Source organism: Ramlibacter sp. bp-362, assembly GCF_054956735.1.
This window is the reverse complement of sequence record NZ_JBUDXE010000006.1, coordinates 23,014-38,378: the sequence shown is the minus strand read 5'-3', so window position 1 is coordinate 38,378 and position 15,365 is coordinate 23,014. Positions and strand designations below refer to the sequence as shown.

Below are 15,365 nucleotides of genomic sequence, written 5' to 3'. Positions count from 1 at the left end.
TGCTCCCTAGCGACGCCTCCACTGTAGGCAGCGGGCCGCGCGCGGCCGGTCGGGACCGGGAGGAGGCTGCTGTAGGAAAAGGGCAGAGCGGGCCCTAGGAGGCTTCGTCGGCTTCCATGTCCTGCAGGATGCGCTCGAGCCGCGCGGCCAGCGTCTCCGTGCTCAGTTTCTCCCGGAAGCGCTCCACCATCAGCGGCAGGCTCATCGGGCTCGGGTGGCGCAGCGGCTGGAACACCAGCCGTTTCGCGCGCATGCGGCGCAGGGTGCCGTCCAGCCGCGCGATCTCCAGCTCCTGGCTCAGCACCTCGTTCTCGGCCTGCGACAGCAGCAGGTTGCCCGCGTCGTACTTGCGGAACACCTCGAAGAACAGCGCGCTGGAGGCCTGCAGCTGGCGCGTGCTTTTCGGCTGGCCCGGGTAGCCCGTGGAGACCAGGCCCGCCACGCGCGCGATCTCGCGGAAGCGCCGCTGCGCAAGCTCGCTGGAGTTCAGCGAGGCCAGCACGTCGTGCAGCAGGTCGGTGGCCGAGAACACGGCCCCGCCGGTGACCGGCTCCACGTCGAAGGGCGCGGCGCTCACCAGCTCGAAGCCGTAGTCGTTGATCGAGATGCTGAAGGTGTTCGGCTGCGCGCGCGCCAGCCGCCACGCGAGCAGGCTCGCGAGCCCCAGGTGCACGTTGCGCCCCGCGAAGGGATAGATGTACAGGTGCTGGCCTTCGCGCGACTGGTAGGCCTCCACCAGCAGCGTGTCCGGCGTCGGGATGCGCGAGAGCCGCTGCTGCGTCAGCAGCATCGGCCGCGCCGCCTGCAGCTCCGGCTGCACGAACTCGCCCTGCGCCGCCGCCTGCATCATTTCCAGCACCGCGTCGGACAGCTCGGTGGACAGCGCCATCTTGCTGCCCTGCCAGGTGGGCACGGTGCCACGGTTCTTCGTGGCCTTGCGCACGTAGGCCGCCATGTCGCGCACGCGCACGAACTCCAGCAGCCGGCCGGCGAAGAAGAAGCAGTCGCCCGCCTTCAGGCGGGCGATGAAGCCCTCCTCCATCGTCCCGATCGTCGCGCCGCTCAGGTACTTCACCTGGATCGCCGCGTCGCTCACGATGGTGCCCACGCCCAGCCGGTGGCGCTTCGCCACGCCGCTGTCCTTGACGCGGTAGACGCCCTCCTCGTCGCGCACGATGCGGTGGTACTCGGGATAGGCGCCGAGGCTCTCGCCGCCGCGTTCGCAGAAGGCGAGCGCCCAGTCGAACTCGGCGCGCGTGAGCGCCCGGTAGGACCAGGCGCCGCGCACCTCCGCGTAGAGATCGTCGGGCCGGAAGCCGCCCCCGAGCGCCACCGTCACGAGGTGCTGCACCAGCACGTCCAGCGGCTTGTCCGGAGGCACCCGCTGCTCCACGCGCCCGGTCTGCGCCGCCCAGCGCGCGGCGGCCGCCTCGATGATCTCCATGGTGTTGGTGGGCACCAGCGTCACGCGGCTCGGGCGGCCCGGCGCATGCCCGCTGCGGCCGGCGCGCTGCATCATGCGCGCGACGCCCTTGGCCGAGCCGACCTGCAGCACGCGTTCGACGGGGAGGAAGTCGACGCCGAGATCGAGCGAGGAGGTCGCGACGACCGCGCGCAGCGTGCCCTCCTTGAGCCCCTGCTCCACCCACTCGCGCGTCGCCTTGTCCAGCGAGCCGTGGTGCAGCGCGATGTGGCCGGCCCACGCGGGCCGCGCTTCCAGCAGCAGCTGGTACCAGACCTCCGCCTGCGAGCGGACGTTGGTGAACACCAGCGTGGTGCCGGAGCGCTCGATCTCCTCCACCACCGGCAGCTGCATGCGCGCGCCCAGGTGGCCGGCCCAGGAGTACTTGCCCGGGTCCGGCGGGATCAGCGTGTCGATGACGAGCGTCTTGTCGACCTTCCCCTGCACCAGCAGCGGCGGCGGCGGCCGGGACAGGCCGGGCTGGCACAGCACCGCCATCGCCTGCTCCAGGTTGCCCAGCGTCGCGCTGAGCGCCCAGGCCACGAGCGCCGGGTTCCAGCGCCACAGGCGCGCGATGGCGAGCTGCGCCTGCACGCCGCGCTTGCTGCCGATCAGCTCGTGCCACTCGTCGACGACGACGTACTCCACGCCCGAGAGCTCCTCGCGCGCATGCTCGCGCGTGAGCATTAGCGTCAGCGACTCCGGCGTGGTGACCAGCACCGTCGGCATGCGCCGGTCCTGCCGCGCCCGCTCGGCGCCGGGCGTGTCGCCGGTGCGCAGTCCGATCGTCCAGTTCGGCGCGAGGTCGCGCAGGGGGCCGGCCAGCGCCTTCGTCGTGTCGGCGGCGAGCGCGCGCATGGGCGTGAGCCACACCACGCGCAGCGGCTCGGCGCCCCGGCCATGCGGGTGCCGGCGCAGCAGCGCGTCCAGCATCCCCAGCCACACGGCGTAGGTCTTGCCGGACCCGGTGGTCGCGTGCAGCAGGCCGCTGCGGCCGGCCGCGATGGCCTGCCAGGCTTGCTGCTGGAAGGGGAAGGCCTGCCAGCCCCGCGCCGCCATCCAGGCGGCGGCGCGGGCGCCGGGCTGCTCCTCGTCCGCCATCTCAGCCCATGGCCAGGCGCGCGCGGGCGCCGCGGCGGCGATCGGCCTTGGGCAGCTGCGCCGCCTCGACCATCGCGTCCGCCTGCGGTTGCAGCCGCGCCAGCATGGAATCGAGCTGCCGCCGCTCCGCCGCCGACAGCGGCGCCAGCAAGCCGCTGTTGATCTCGCACACGAGCGGGAAGAGCTGCCGGTGCAGCGCGCGCCCCTGCTCGGTGAGCGCGAGCCGCGCCTGGCGCCGGTCGGCGTCGCCCACCTGCCGGCGCACCAGCTTCTTGGCGACCAGCGAGGACACGGCGCGCGAGGTGCGCGCCCGGTCGAGCTGGATGCGGTCGGCCAGCTCGGAGGACAGCAGGTCGCGCTCCTGCGCCAGCCGGGCGATCACGCGCCATTCGCGCCGCGTGATGCCGAAGCGGCCCTCGCACAGGCGGATCACCATGCTGCCGCCCACCGCGAGGATGCGGCTGAGCTTGTACAGCAGCAGTTCGTCCAGCCCTTCGGGCGGGCGGGTGGAGGTCGGCATGGCCAAAATGATTGATTTGATCAATCGATTGTGCGGCAATTAGAGTGAGCCCTGGCGGGAAACGCCCCGCTCCCGGAGACCTCCATGCACAGAAGAACCCTCGCCGCGGCGGCGCTGCTCGCCGCCGTCGCCGCCTTCCCGGCCGCCGCCCAGGACAAGCCTCCCCTCAGGATCCTCGTCGGCTTTCCGCCCGGCGGCTCCGCGGACGTGATCGCGCGGATGGTGGCGGAGGGCCTGCGCGAGGACTTCTCGCCCATCGTGGTGGAGAACAAGCCCGGCGCCGGCGGCCGCATCGCCCTGCACGCGGTGAAGACCGCGAAGCCCGACGGCCAGACCGTCATCATCCTGCCGAGCGGGCCGATGGTGATGTTCCCGCACGTGTACCGCAAGCTGGACTACGACGCGCTGAAGGACTTCACGCCGGTCTCGCTGCTCGCGCGCTTCCAGTTCGGCGTGGTCGCGGGCCCCGCGAGCGGCGCGACGACCTTCGCCGAGATGCTGGCCAAGGCCAAGGCCGACCCGCAGCACGCCACCTACGGCACGGCGGGCGCGGGCACCATGCCGCACTTCATGGGCGTGCTGCTGCAACAGAGCACCGGCGTGCCGTTCACGCACGTGCCCTTCCAGGGCAGCTCGCCCGCGAACAACGCGCTGCTGGGCGGCCACGTGGCGTACAAGTTCGACGTGGTCTCCGAGACCGCGCAGCACCACAAGGCCGGCAAGGTGCGCATCCTCGCCGTCACCGGAAACAGGCGCGACCCGCAGGTGCCCGAAGTGCCGACGCTGAAGGAGCTGGGCATCCCCATGGAAGCGACGGCCTGGTTCGCGATGTACGCGCCCGCGAACCTCCCGCCCGCGACGCTGCAGCGCCTCGAGAAGGCCGTGGCCGCCGCCGTGCGCACCCCGGCGCTGCACGAGCGCCTGGAGAAGCTCGGCTACGAAGCCGTCGGCTCCACCTCCGCCGAACTGGGCGCCGCGCAGCGCGCCGACCTCGCCCGCTGGGAAAAGCCGATCAAGGCCACCGGCGTCGTCCTCGACTGAACCTCCGCAAGACATGAAACCCTCGTCCTCCTCCCTGCTGCGCCGCGGCCTGCTCGCCTCCGCGCTGGCGCTCGCCGCCCTCCCCGTCTTCGCGCAGGCCCCGGCCTGGCCCGCCAAGGCCGTGAAGCTGGTCGTCAACTTCCCCGCCGGCGGCCCGCTGGACCTGATCGCCCGCTCCGTCGGCGACGCGATGCAGAAGGCCACCGGCCAGCCCTTCGTGGTGGAGAACAAGCCCGGCGCCGCCGGCAACATCGGCGCCGACGCCGTGGCGCGCGCGCCCGGCGACGGCTACACCATCCTGTTCGGCATCGACACGACCTTCACGATCAATCCGCACATCTACAAGTCCATGCCCTTCCAGCCGGCCGACCTGAAGCCGGTGACCATCATGGCCTCCTCGGGCCTGCTGGTGGGCGTGAACCCGGGCACCGGCTTCAAGACGCTGGCCGACATGGTCGCCGCGGGCAAGAAGCAGCCCGTCACCTTCAGTTCCGCCGGCAACGGCAGCCCGGGCCACCTGGCCGCGGAGCTGTTCAACGCCGCGACCGGCGCGAAGATCACGCACGTGCCGTACAAGGGCAATGCGCCGGCCGTCGCGGCCCTGCTCTCCGGCGAGGTCAACGCCGGCGTGCTCGCCACGCCGGGCCTGCTGCCGCACGTGAAGGCCGGCAAGGTCACCGCGCTGGCCGTCACCAGCCCCAAGCGCTCGCAGCTGGCGCCGGAGATCCCCACGGTGGCCGAGGCCGGCGTGCCGCAGATGCAGCAGGAGGTGCTGTACCTCGCGCTCGTGCCCGCCGCCACGCCCGCGCCGCTCGTCGAGCAGATCGAGCACGCGATCGCCGCGGCGCTGAAGCAGCCCGAGGTGCAGACCCGCCTGCAGAAGCTGGACCTGTTCCACGAAGGCCAGAGCGGCGCCGCGGCCAGCAAGCGCCTCGCGGAATTCTCCGAGCGCTACGGCAAGCTGATCCGCGCCACGGGCATGAAGGTGGAGTGATGGCGAAGCGTCCCAACATCGTCTTCATCGTCGCCGACGACCTGGGTTTCGCGGACCTGGGTTGCTACGGCGGCCGCGAAGCGGACTTCGGCCCCGTCTCGCCGCAGCTCGATGCGCTGGCCGCGAACGGCATGCGCTTCACGCAGGGCTATTCCAACTCGCCGGTCTGCTCGCCCACGCGCTTCGCGCTGATGACGGCGCGCTACCAGTACCGCCTGCGCGGCGCGGCGGAGGAGCCGATCAACAGCAAGAGCCGCGGCAGCAAGACCCTGGGCCTGCCCACCGACCATCCCACCATGCCCTCGCTGCTGAAGCAGGCGGGCTACCGCACGGCGCTGGTCGGCAAGTGGCACCTGGGCTACCCGCCCACCTTCGGGCCGCTGCGTTCCGGCTACGACGAGTTCTTCGGGCCGATGTCGGGCGGCGTCGACTACTTCACCCACTGCAGCTCGAACGGCCAGCACGACCTGTGGTTCGGCGAGGAGGAGAAGGCGGAGGAAGGCTACCTGACCGACCTGCTGTCGCAGCGCGCCGTCGACTTCGTCGACCGCATGGCCGCCGCCAACCATGCGCAGGGCGAGGCGCCCTTTTTCCTGAGCCTGCACTACACGGCGCCGCACTGGCCCTGGGAGACGCGCGACGACGCCGCGCTGGCGCAGGAGGTGAAGTCCAACCTGTTCCACCTGCACGGCGGCAACATCCACACCTACCGCCGCATGATCCACCACATGGACGAAGGCATCGGCCAGCTGATGCAGGCGCTGCGCAGGCACGGCATGGAGCGCGACACGCTGGTGATCTTCACCAGCGACAACGGCGGCGAACGCTTCTCCGACAACTGGCCGCTGGTGGGCGGCAAGATGGACCTCACCGAAGGCGGCATCCGCGTGCCCTGGATCGCGCACTGGCCCGCCGTGATCCGCCCCGGCCAGGTGAGCGCGCAGCACTGCATGTCGATGGACTGGTCGGCAACGGTGATCGAGGCCGGCGGCGCGCAGCCCGACCCTGCCTACCCGCTGGACGGCGTGTCGCTGCTGCCGGTGCTGCAGGATCCGGCGCGGACTTTCGCGCGCCCCATGCACTGGCGCATGAACCACCGGGGACAGCGCGCGCTGCGCGACGGCGACTGGAAGTATTTGCGCGTGGACGGCCACGACTACCTGTTCGACCTCCCCGCCGACGAACGCGAACGCGCCAACCTGGCCGGCCGCGAGCCCGCCCGGCTGGCCGACATGCGCGACGCATGGGAACGCTGGAACGAGACGATGCCGCCGATCCCGGAGGACGCGACCGTCAGCCTCGGATACGGCGTGAAGGACATGCCGCAGCGATGAATGCGGACAGCCGGACGCAAAGGTCGCAAAAACTGCGCAAAAGTCGCCAAAGGAACTCCTGATTTGCTTTTGCGACTTTTGCGGAACCTTGGCGACTTTTGCGTCCGGCTGTTCATAGGCCGCGCTTAGGCATACTCGGTGCCGATGTCCAACCTGTCGCGCTGGTTTCCCTTCCTCGCCTGGCCTCGTCTCGACCGGAGCCTGGTGCACAGCGAGGGCATGGCGGCGCTGACGGTGGCTGTGGTGATGATTCCGCAGTCCGTGGCGTATGCCGGGCTGGCGGGCATGCCGTTGGTGACCGGCCTGTACGCCACCTTCCTGCCCGCGCTGTTCTCGGTGCTGTTCAGCGCCTCCACGCGCCTGTCGGTCGGGCCCTCGGCCCTCAGCAGCGTGCTGGTGGGCGCTTCGCTGATCGGGCTGGCGCAGGCGGGCAGCGCCAGCTGGGTCGCGCTCGCCGTGTGGCTGGCGCTCCTGGCCGGCGGGCTGCAACTGCTGGTGGGCCTCACGCGTTCCGCCTGGGTGCTGAACCTCGTGAGTTCGCCCGTGCTGGCCGGCTTCAGCCAGGCCGCCGCCCTGCTGATCATCGCCTCGCAACTGCCCGCGCTGATCGGGCTCGATGGCTCGCTCGCCCAGCTGCTGCACGAGCCGCGCATCGACCCGCAGGCGCTCGCCTATGGCGTGGCGAGCCTGGCGCTGTTCGTGGGGGCCAAGCGCGTCGCGCCCCGGCTGCCAATCATGCTGATCGTGCTCGCCGCGGCCGGCTTCCTCAGCTGGCTCACGGGCTATTCGCGGCACGGCGCCGTCGTCGGCGCGCTGCCGCAGGGCCTGCCCGCGCCCTACTGGCCGGACTGGCCGGGCTGGGACCGCTTCTCCAGCCTGGTCGCGCCGGCGCTCGTTCTGGCGCTGGTCAGCTCGCTGGAGATGGCGGCCAGCGCCAAGATCGAGAACCAGCGCGAGGGCCGCCGCTGGGACGCCAACCAGGACCTGGTGGGCCAGGGCATGGGCAAGCTCGCGTCGGCCTTCTCCGGCTCCTTCGCCACCAGCACCTCCTTCTCGCGCTCGGCGCTCACGCTCTACGCCGGCGCGAAGACCGGCTGGGCCACGGTGATCGCCACCGGCTTCGTGCTGCTGGTGCTGCTGTTCCTCACGCCCGCGCTGTCGCACGTGCCGCGCGCCGTGCTGGCCGCCGTGGTGGTCGCGGCCGTGTCCAGCCTGTTCAAGCCGCGCACCTTCTTCGCCCTGTGGCAGATCGACCGCGTCGAGGCTGTGACGGCCTTCGTGACCTTCGCCGTCACCATCCTCTCGGCGCCGCGCATCTACTGGGGCGTGCTCACGGGCGTGCTGCTGGGGCTCGCGCACTTCCTGGTCCTGCGCCTGCACCCGCGCATCATCGAGGTGGGCCTGCACCCGGACGGCAGCCTGCGCGACCGGCACTTGTGGAAGCTGCCGCCGCTGGGGCCCGACGTGTATGCGCTGCGCATGGACGCGGAACTGGATTTCGCCTCGGCCAGCGCCATGGAGCGCGACATCGTCGAGCACCTCGCGATGCACGCGGACGTGCGCCACGTGGCGCTGTTCGCGCAGCCGATCAACCGCGTCGACGCCACCGGCGTGGAGATGTTCGGGCAGCTGCGCAAGCTGCTCGCCGAACGCGGCATCACGCTGCACCTGGTGGGCATGAAGCTGCCGGTGGAGCGCGTGCTGGAAAAGGCGGGCGCGCTCCACGCCGGGCCGCTGCTGAAGGTCTACCGCACCGATGCGGAGGCGCTGCAGGCCTTCGCGGCGGAAGCCGGCCTCACTTCCGCCGCGGCCGCGGAAGCCCCTGCCCCGGCGCGCTGAGCCGGCCCGCGCGCAGTTCGCCCACGGCCTGCGCGAGCGCGCGCGCGACGTTGCGCACCTCGGCCTGCACGGCCTGGTCGCGATCCAGCCCCTGGTGGCTGGTCGCGTAGGGCTCGTAGTAGTTGATGTAGCGGTCCAGGCGCGCCTGCGGGCCCGCGTCGATGAGCCCCATCCAGTCCAGCCAGTCGCACAGCACGCGCCGGCTCTCTTCCACGCCGGCGACGTCGCCGTGCACGAACACGCCGTAGGTGCGGCCCTTCAGGTGCTGCGGATAGTCCCAGCCTTCCAGCTCCAGCGCCTTGGCCTTCGCCGGGTCCTTGCCGGATGTGCGGGTCGGGTCGGGATTGCCGCCGTCGGCGCAGACCAGCCGGTCGATCATCTGCTTGAGCGGGCTGGACACCGTGTACCAGTGCACCGGCGTCACGATCAGCACGCCGTGCGCCGAGACCCAGCGCTCGTAGATCTCGTTCATCCAGTCGTTCACCTGCGACAGCTCGTGGTTGGGATAGCAGCTGCACGGCCAGTGGCACAGCGGCATCGCCGTCGACACGCAGTTCTTGCAGGGGTGGATGTGCAGGTCGTAGTCGGAGGCGAGCAGGCTCAGGTCCAGCAGGTCCGTCTGCAGGCCCTCGGCTTCCAGCATCTCCACCGCGATCCGCGCGAGCCGCCAGCTCTTGGAGACCTCGCCCGGGCAGGTGCCGTCGTTGCGCGTGGAGCCGTTGACCACCAGCACGCGCGACCGCGTGGCCGGGTCTTCCCAGCGGCGCTGCGCGGCGATGAGGCGCTCCCGCGCTTCCAGCCACTCCACGGAGAGTTCGTAGTCGGGATCCTGGAAGCCGGGCCCGGCCTTGCGCGTCACCGGCGCCTTGCGTGCCTTGCAGTAGCCGTCCCAGGCGATCTCCTCCAGCCGCGCGATCGCGGCGTCCTCCGGCCGGAAGGCGGGATCGAAGAAGCGGGCACGGAAGCGTTCGCGGAAGGCGTCGCGCGACATCGCCGGCGGCGCCTGCCCCTTGCGCACCTCGGGTGCGGCCATGCGGGTCTCCTGGTTGAAAGCGCCAGCCTAGCCCGAATGGCGCCCATGCGGGGCGCCGTCCTGCTCAGGCGCTGACGATCCAGCCTTCCAGCGGGTCCAGGTCCGGCGGCAGCCCGTAATGCGGCGCGCCGTGGTGCGCGGCCCAGGCGGCCTGCAGCAGGCACAGCACCGCGTCCAGGCTGTCGCCGCTCGCGTCCTCGACCAGCGCGTCGTGCTGCGCATGGCTGAGCTTCAGGCGCAGGCCCAGGCGGGTGCGGCCCTGCTCCAGCGCCGTGACGAGGTCCTTGCGCGCGATCAGGCGGTCCGGCGTCTGCTTGGCCTTCTCGTCGCTCTTGTAGCTGCGCCGCCCGATCAGCTCGCGGGCGAGCAGGCCCGGATAGGCCTCCAGCGCCACGCGCTGGGGGTCGCCCGCGTGCAGCCCCGGGATGTGCACGCCGGCCTCCAGCAGCAGCGGCACGGCCGCGTGCAGCATGTAGGCCACCGGGGGGTTCACCCACTTCATGGAGGGGCTGGAGCCGGCGCGCTTGTCGAAGCGCCGGTGCGCGAACTTGGCGCCGGCCGGCCGGCTCGCGCAGTACGCCGCGAAGGTCTCGCGGATCTGCGGGCGCGTGAGGCTCGCGTAGTGGCGCATGCAGTCGCGCCAGGACGTGGGCCAGCCCAGGTGCTCCACCAGTTCGCGCGGCAGGCCGAAGGGGAAGTCGAAGCCGGCGATCCACGCGTGCGGGGCCTGCAGCCACTCGGCGAAGGCCTGCAGGGATTCCAGCTTCTCCAGGCGCGTGAGCTGCACCCGGCCGCCGGCGGCGTGGCCGAGGGCGAGGACGATCGGCTTGCGGCGGGTGGGGGTGGAGGAGAAGTCGCAGCCGACCAGCATCAGCTGCGGCCGCAGATGGCGGCGGTCGCCGCCAGGTCCTCCAGCAGCGCGAGCGAGACGCGGCCCGACACCGAGTACGGGTCGAGCTCGGGCTTTTCGGAATACTTCAGCAGGATGGACTGGTTCAGCTTGGACACGTTGACCTGGCCCATGCTCCAGCCGCTGAAGCGGCGCTCCGCGATCTCCTCGAAGTGCAGCAGGGCGACGTCCTTGTGGCGGGCGTCGTGCTGGATGCTGCCGTACAGCGCGCTCACCTGCATGCGGCCACCCTCGATGCACTGCAGGAAGATGCCGTCGCCGTAGCAGAGGATGCCCGTGATGCCGCTCACCGGGTTGTGCTGGCGCGATTGCGCCAGGATGGCCTCCACCGCTTGCGGACGGGTGTCGACTGCACGGCTGCAGTACAGGAGGCGCACGAGCATCTTCAACCCTAGTCTTTCTGCGGGATCAGCGCGAGGAATTCGCGGCGCAGCGCGGCGTCCTTCAGGAAGGCGCCGCGCATCACCGAGTTGATCATCTTGCTGTCCAGGTCCTTCACGCCGCGCCAGGCCATGCAGTAGTGGCGGGCCTCCATCACGATAGCCAGGCCGTCGGGCTGCGTGCGTTCCATGATCAGGTCGGCCAGCTGCACCACGGCCTCTTCCTGGATCTGGGGCCGGCCCATGATCCATTCGGCGAGGCGCGCGTACTTGGACAGGCCGATCACGTTGGTGTGCTCGTTGGGCATCACGCCCACCCACAGCTTGCCGATCACCGGGCAGAAGTGGTGGCTGCACGCGGAGCGCACCGTGATCGGGCCGACGATCATCAGCTCGTTCAGGTGTTCGGCGTTGGGGAACTCGGTGATCCGGGGCGCCTGGACGTAGCGGCCGCGGAACACCTCGGTGAGGTACATCTTGGCGATGCGCCGCGCCGTGTCGCTGGTGTTGTGGTCGCTCTCGGTGTCGATGACCATGCTGTCCAGCACGGCCTGCATCTTGTGCTCGACCTCGTCGAGCAGCGCTTCCAGCTCGCCGGGCTCGATGAACTCGGCGATGTTGTCGTTGGAATGGAAACGCTTGCGCGCCGCGAGCACGCGCTCGCGGATCTTCACCGACACGGGCGTGCCCTCGTCGGGCAGCGCCGGGGTGAGCTGGCTGGACGGGTCGGCTTTCATCAACATGGTGAACTTTAACATCCAGGGGTTGGGACCCTCCATGGATGCTACGAGCCCAGCAGGCGTTCCAGCTCCCGCAGGCTGTCGGCCTCGTGGAGGGGCTTGTCGGGCCGCAGGCGCAGCATGCGCGGGAAGCGCACGGCGATGCCGCTGCGGTGGCGGCCGCTGCGGTTGATGCCCTCGAAACCCAGTTCGAACACCAGGCTGGGCTTGACGCTGCGCACCGGGCCGAACTTCTCGACGGTCGTCCGCCGGATCACGGCGTCCACCTGGCGGAATTCCTCGTCGGTGAGGCCGGAATAGGCCTTGGCGAAGGGCACGAGCTGCAGCGCCTCCGGCCCGGGCGGTTCCTTGCGGGCGATCGCTTCCAGCACGGCATCGGCCTCCGCCTTGTCCGCGGGCGGGCGGTTCCAGACGGCGAAGGTGTAGTCCGTGTAGACCGACGAACGGCGTCCGTGGCCGGGCTGCGCGTAGACCAGCACGCAGTCCACGGTCATGGGCGCGATCTTCCACTTCCACCACAGGCCCTCCGCCTTGGTGCGGCCCGTGCCATAGGCGGCGTCGCGGCGCTTCAGCATGAAGCCTTCGACGCCCAGCTCGCGCGAGCGCTCGCGCCGGCGCGCGAACTCCAGCCACGATTCCGCGGTCTCCACCGGCGACAGCAGGAAGCCGGTGCCCGCCAGCACCGCCTCGAGCCGCGCGCGGCGCTCGCCCTGCGGCAGCCCGCGCAGGTCGGCGCCGTCCTGCTCCAGCAGGTCGTAGGCCATGAAGCTCACCGGCGCGTCGGCGAGGATCTTCTTCGTGAGGTTCTTGCGGCCGATGCGCTGCTGCAGCAGCGCGAAGGGCGCGGGCCGCCCCGCGTCCGCGTTCCACACGAGGATCTCGCCATCGAGCACGGTGCCATCGGGCAGCGCGCGCGCCAGCGCCGCGATCTCGGGGAAGCGCTCGGTCACCAGTTCCTCGCCGCGCGACCAGATCCATGCCTCGCCCGCGCGCCGCACCACCTGGCCGCGGATGCCGTCGTACTTCCATTCCACCAGCCAATCGTCCACGGGGCCGAGGCGGTCGGAGAACAGTTCCGGCGCCACGTCCAGCTGGTGCGCCAGGAAGAAGGGATAGGGCTGGCCGGCGTCGCGCTGCTCCGGCGCGCCCTCTTCCGCCTGCGCGATCAGCGCCTCGTAGCGCTCGGGCGAAGGCATCATCTTGCCGTCGGTGTAGCCCATCATGCGCTGCGCGACCCGCTTGGCGTCGATGCCGGCGTGCGCGGCGAGCGCGCGCTGCACCAGCAGCTTGCTGACGCCCACGCGGAAGCCGCCGCCCACCAGCTTGGTGAGCAGGAAGCGGCCCAGCGCGTCGAGCTCGCCCCAGTAGCCCGCCACGCGGCGCGCGACTTCCTCGTCCGGCAGGCCGCGCAGGGGCAGCAGGCGGTCTTCCACCCATTCGGCCAGGCCGACGTCCGAAGGCGCATCGCCGCGCGGCAGCACCAGGGAGATCGTCTCCGCGAGGTCGCCCACGGCCTGGTAGCACTCGTCGAACAGCCAGTCCTCGATCCGCGCCATGTGGCAGGCCAGCCCGATCAGCGAGGCCGTCTTCACCACCTGCCGCGGCTTGCCGCCCGCGAGAAAGTACACGGCCCAGGCCGCGTCCCGCGCCGGCGCCTCGGCGAAGTAGCGCGTGAGCGCCTCCACCTTCTCGTTGGTGGAGGTGGTCGCGTCCAGTTCGCTGAAGAGGCGGGCGAAGCGCTTCATCTGGCGAACAGCCGGACATCCGGTAGTTCTCCCCCCTCCTCGCCCCGAAGATCCGCCTCCACCACGTCGTCTCCGTACTCGGTGGCAAACGCTTCGGCCTGCAGGCCACGCTCGCGCAGGTAGCGCACCAGGACGTTGGCGCTGCCATGCGTGACGATCACGCGCTGCGCGCCGGTCGCCGTGATGGCCTCCAGCAGCCCGGGCCAGTCGGCGTGGTCCGAGAGCACGAAGCCGCGGTCGTAGCCGCCGCGGCGGCGGTTGCCGCGGACCTGCATCCAGCCGCTCGCGAAGGCCGTCTGCGCGTCGCCGAAGCGGCGCAGCCAGGGGCTGGCGGCGGCGCTGGGCGGGCAGATCACCAGGCAGCGGCGCAGGTCCGCCTTGTCCTGCACCTCGGTCACCATGCGCGTTTCGGGCAGCTCCACGCCGGCCGCCCGGTACGCGTCGTTCAGCGGCTGCACGGCCCCGTGCACGATGACGGGCCCGATGCTCGCGTCGACGCCGCCCAGCACGCGCTGCGCCTTGCCGAAGCTGTAGCAGGCCAGCACGCTCGCGCGCGCATGGCTCGCGTTGCGCGCCCACCAGGCGTTCACGTCCGCGAAGACCTCCTCGTCCGGGCACCAGCGGTAGATCGGCAGGCCGAAGGTGGACTCGGTGATGAAGACGTCGCAGCGCACCGGCTCGAAGGGCGCGCAGGTGGGATCCGGCGCCACCTTGTAGTCGCCGCTCGCCACCCAGACCTGCCCGCCGTGCTCCAGGCGCACCTGGGCCGATCCGAGCACGTGTCCCGCCGGGTGCAGCGACAGCGTGACGCCGTGGTGCACGATGCGCTCGCCGTAGGCGAGCAGCTGCAGCGGAACGTCGCCCAGCCGTGCGCGCAGCACGCCCTCGGCCGGCGCGGCCGCCAGGTAGTGGCCGTTGCCCCAGCGCGCGTGGTCCGAATGCGCGTGCGTGATCACGGCGCGCGCGACCGGGCGCCACGGGTCGATGTAGAAGTCGCCGGGCGGGCAGTACAGGCCTTCCGGCCTTTGGACGACGAGGTCGCTCACAGGTATTTCTTCCCCTGCACGGCCAGCAGCACGCGCATGACGATCCGCGCCAGCCGCTCCTTCGCGCGCTGCAGCAGCGGCCGCTGCTCGTAGGCCGCCGGGTCCACCGCCTCGCCCTCGAACAGCATCGCGTGCACGAGCCGCTCGCGCAGCCGCGCGGCGAAGCGGCGGTCGGCCACCACCACGTTGGCTTCGCGCGCGAGCAGCAGGCTCAGCGGGTCGAGGTTGGAGGAGCCGACCGTGGCCCAGCGGCCGTCGATCACCGCCACCTTGGCGTGCAGGAAGCTGGGCGCGTACTCGTGGATGTGGATGCCGGCGCGCAGCAGCGCCCCGAACACCGGCCGCGCCGCGTAGTACTGCATGAAGTACTCGTAGCGCCCCTGCAGCAGCAGGTGCACGCGCACGCCGCGGCCGGCCGCGTTCACCAGCGCCCGCCGCATGCGGCCGCCCGGCACGAAATAGGCGTTGGCGATGATGATCTCCTCGCGCGCGCGGCCGATCGCGCGCAGGTAAGCATGCTCGATCACGGCGCGGTTGGCCAGGTTGTCGCGCAGCAGCAGCGCGGCGCGCACGTTGCTGTCGGCCGGATGGCGCAGCGGAAGCCGCGGCTCCATGCCCGCGCGGGCCGCGCGCCAGGATTCCAGCGCGCCGGTCCACTGCGCGCGCCGCAGCTGGCCGACGGCGGCGATGCGGGACCACTGGCGCTGCATGGTGCCCTGCATCTCCCGCACCAGCGGGCCCTCGACGCGCAGCGCGAAATCCAGCCGCGGCGACTGCAGTTCGCCATGGTTGGGGTCGTGGAAGTCGTCCAGGATGTTGATGCCGCCGCAGAAGCCGACCGCCCCGTCGATCACGCACAGCTTGCGGTGCAGGCGCCGCCACTGCCCGGGCCACAGCAGGCCCAGCGCGCGCGTGCGCGAATAGAGCGCCCACTGCACGCGCGCGGCATCGAAGCGCATGGCCCAGAAGGGCGGCAGCTGCGGCGTGCCGAAGCCGTCGATCACCACGTGCACGGTGATCCCCCGGCGGGCGGCGCGCTCCAGCGCGTAGGCGACCTCGGTGGCGCTGCCGTTGAAGTCGAAGATGTAGGTCTCGAGCAGGACTTCCCGCTGCGCCGCGTCGATGGCGGCGGCGAGCGCGGGAAAGAAGTCCCGGCTGCCCTCCAGCAGCTGCAGGCGGTGACCGGCGCGCAGGGGGACCGCGTGCGGCATCGGCGGGCG

Annotated in this window: 13 protein-coding genes; 4 read left to right on the top strand and 9 right to left on the bottom strand. The window is 71.3% G+C overall.

The annotated features are described in order from the left end of the window. Nucleotides 1-94: 94 nt before the first annotated feature. Both ACY0MJ_RS09780 and ACY0MJ_RS09775 read right to left on the bottom strand, forming a co-directional pair. Complete coding sequence (locus tag ACY0MJ_RS09780; protein ID WP_462638226.1) at nt 95-2,563, bottom strand: ligase-associated DNA damage response DEXH box helicase; 2,469 nt, start codon at nt 2,561-2,563, stop codon at nt 95-97. 1 nt (nt 2,564) lies between these two features. Continuing rightward, on the bottom strand, nt 2,565-3,083 hold the full coding sequence (locus ACY0MJ_RS09775) for a MarR family winged helix-turn-helix transcriptional regulator (RefSeq protein ID WP_462638225.1): 519 nt from the start codon (nt 3,081-3,083) through the stop codon (nt 2,565-2,567). Between the two features lie 84 nt (nt 3,084-3,167). Here ACY0MJ_RS09775 and ACY0MJ_RS09770 point away from each other — a divergent pair, with 84 nt between their 5' ends. The 4 genes from ACY0MJ_RS09770 (at nt 3,168) to ACY0MJ_RS09755 (ending at nt 8,291) form a co-directional block, all read left to right on the top strand. Continuing rightward, on the top strand, nt 3,168-4,124 hold the full coding sequence (locus ACY0MJ_RS09770) for a Bug family tripartite tricarboxylate transporter substrate binding protein (RefSeq protein ID WP_462638223.1): 957 nt from the start codon (nt 3,168-3,170) through the stop codon (nt 4,122-4,124). A 13-nt stretch (nt 4,125-4,137) separates the two neighbouring features. After that, on the top strand, nt 4,138-5,118 hold the full coding sequence (locus ACY0MJ_RS09765; RefSeq protein ID WP_462638222.1) for a Bug family tripartite tricarboxylate transporter substrate binding protein: 981 nt from the start codon (nt 4,138-4,140) through the stop codon (nt 5,116-5,118). Beyond that, nucleotides 5,118-6,452, top strand: coding sequence for a sulfatase family protein (locus tag ACY0MJ_RS09760; RefSeq protein ID WP_462638221.1), 1,335 nt, complete (start codon nt 5,118-5,120; stop codon nt 6,450-6,452). Before ACY0MJ_RS09765 ends, ACY0MJ_RS09760 begins: the two co-directional genes overlap by 1 nt. 144 nt (nt 6,453-6,596) lie before the next feature. Then, nucleotides 6,597-8,291: a SulP family inorganic anion transporter gene (locus ACY0MJ_RS09755; RefSeq protein ID WP_462638220.1), complete on the top strand. Its 1,695-nt coding sequence runs from the start codon at nt 6,597-6,599 to the stop codon at nt 8,289-8,291. On the opposite strand, the gene ACY0MJ_RS09750 is transcribed toward ACY0MJ_RS09755, so the two are convergent. The 7 genes from ACY0MJ_RS09750 to clsB form a co-directional block, all read right to left on the bottom strand. Continuing rightward, a complete protein-coding gene (locus tag ACY0MJ_RS09750) occupies nt 8,248-9,324 on the bottom strand; it encodes a flavodoxin family protein (protein ID WP_462638219.1) in 1,077 nt (358 codons plus the stop codon). The genes ACY0MJ_RS09755 and ACY0MJ_RS09750 overlap by 44 nt on opposite strands. A gap of 64 nt (nt 9,325-9,388) precedes the next feature. Next, the gene (locus tag ACY0MJ_RS09745) at nt 9,389-10,195 is read right to left on the bottom strand and encodes a DUF429 domain-containing protein (RefSeq protein WP_462638218.1); all 807 of its coding nucleotides are present in this window, start codon (nt 10,193-10,195) and stop codon (nt 9,389-9,391) included. Further along, the gene (locus tag ACY0MJ_RS09740) at nt 10,195-10,617 is read right to left on the bottom strand and encodes a BLUF domain-containing protein (RefSeq protein WP_462638217.1); all 423 of its coding nucleotides are present in this window, start codon (nt 10,615-10,617) and stop codon (nt 10,195-10,197) included. Before ACY0MJ_RS09740 ends, ACY0MJ_RS09745 begins: the two co-directional genes overlap by 1 nt. Nucleotides 10,618-10,625: 8 nt before the next feature. Further along, nucleotides 10,626-11,357, bottom strand: coding sequence for a GTP cyclohydrolase I (folE, locus tag ACY0MJ_RS09735; RefSeq protein ID WP_462638216.1), 732 nt, complete (start codon nt 11,355-11,357; stop codon nt 10,626-10,628). A gap of 41 nt (nt 11,358-11,398) precedes the next feature. Continuing rightward, nucleotides 11,399-13,099 carry an ATP-dependent DNA ligase gene (locus ACY0MJ_RS09730; protein WP_462638215.1) on the bottom strand — a complete coding sequence of 567 codons (1,701 nt, stop codon included), beginning with the start codon at nt 13,097-13,099 and terminating at the stop codon, nt 11,399-11,401. Continuing rightward, nucleotides 13,096-14,145: a ligase-associated DNA damage response exonuclease gene (locus ACY0MJ_RS09725; protein ID WP_462638214.1), complete on the bottom strand. Its 1,050-nt coding sequence runs from the start codon at nt 14,143-14,145 to the stop codon at nt 13,096-13,098. The genes ACY0MJ_RS09730 and ACY0MJ_RS09725 overlap by 4 nt, the downstream gene beginning before the upstream one ends. After that, entirely contained in the window at nt 14,142-15,356 is a 1,215-nt protein-coding gene (gene clsB / locus ACY0MJ_RS09720; RefSeq protein WP_462638213.1) for a cardiolipin synthase ClsB, read from the bottom strand. The genes ACY0MJ_RS09725 and clsB overlap by 4 nt, the downstream gene beginning before the upstream one ends. Nucleotides 15,357-15,365: the final 9 nt, after the last annotated feature.

Coding starts and splice junctions, on each gene's coding strand:
- ACY0MJ_RS09740 (WP_462638217.1), bottom strand. CDS start 10,617: ATGCTCGTGCGCCTCCTGTACTGCAGCCGTGCAGTCGACACCCGTCCG.
- ACY0MJ_RS09760 (WP_462638221.1), top strand. CDS start 5,118: ATGGCGAAGCGTCCCAACATCGTCTTCATCGTCGCCGACGACCTGGGT.
- ACY0MJ_RS09775 (WP_462638225.1), bottom strand. CDS start 3,083: ATGCCGACCTCCACCCGCCCGCCCGAAGGGCTGGACGAACTGCTGCTG.
- ACY0MJ_RS09755 (WP_462638220.1), top strand. CDS start 6,597: ATGTCCAACCTGTCGCGCTGGTTTCCCTTCCTCGCCTGGCCTCGTCTC.
- folE (WP_462638216.1), bottom strand. CDS start 11,357: ATGTTGATGAAAGCCGACCCGTCCAGCCAGCTCACCCCGGCGCTGCCC.
- ACY0MJ_RS09770 (WP_462638223.1), top strand. CDS start 3,168: ATGCACAGAAGAACCCTCGCCGCGGCGGCGCTGCTCGCCGCCGTCGCC.
- ACY0MJ_RS09780 (WP_462638226.1), bottom strand. CDS start 2,563: ATGGCGGACGAGGAGCAGCCCGGCGCCCGCGCCGCCGCCTGGATGGCG.
- clsB (WP_462638213.1), bottom strand. CDS start 15,356: ATGCCGCACGCGGTCCCCCTGCGCGCCGGTCACCGCCTGCAGCTGCTG.
- ACY0MJ_RS09750 (WP_462638219.1), bottom strand. CDS start 9,324: ATGGCCGCACCCGAGGTGCGCAAGGGGCAGGCGCCGCCGGCGATGTCG.
- ACY0MJ_RS09765 (WP_462638222.1), top strand. CDS start 4,138: ATGAAACCCTCGTCCTCCTCCCTGCTGCGCCGCGGCCTGCTCGCCTCC.
- ACY0MJ_RS09730 (WP_462638215.1), bottom strand. CDS start 13,099: ATGAAGCGCTTCGCCCGCCTCTTCAGCGAACTGGACGCGACCACCTCC.
- ACY0MJ_RS09745 (WP_462638218.1), bottom strand. CDS start 10,195: ATGCTGGTCGGCTGCGACTTCTCCTCCACCCCCACCCGCCGCAAGCCG.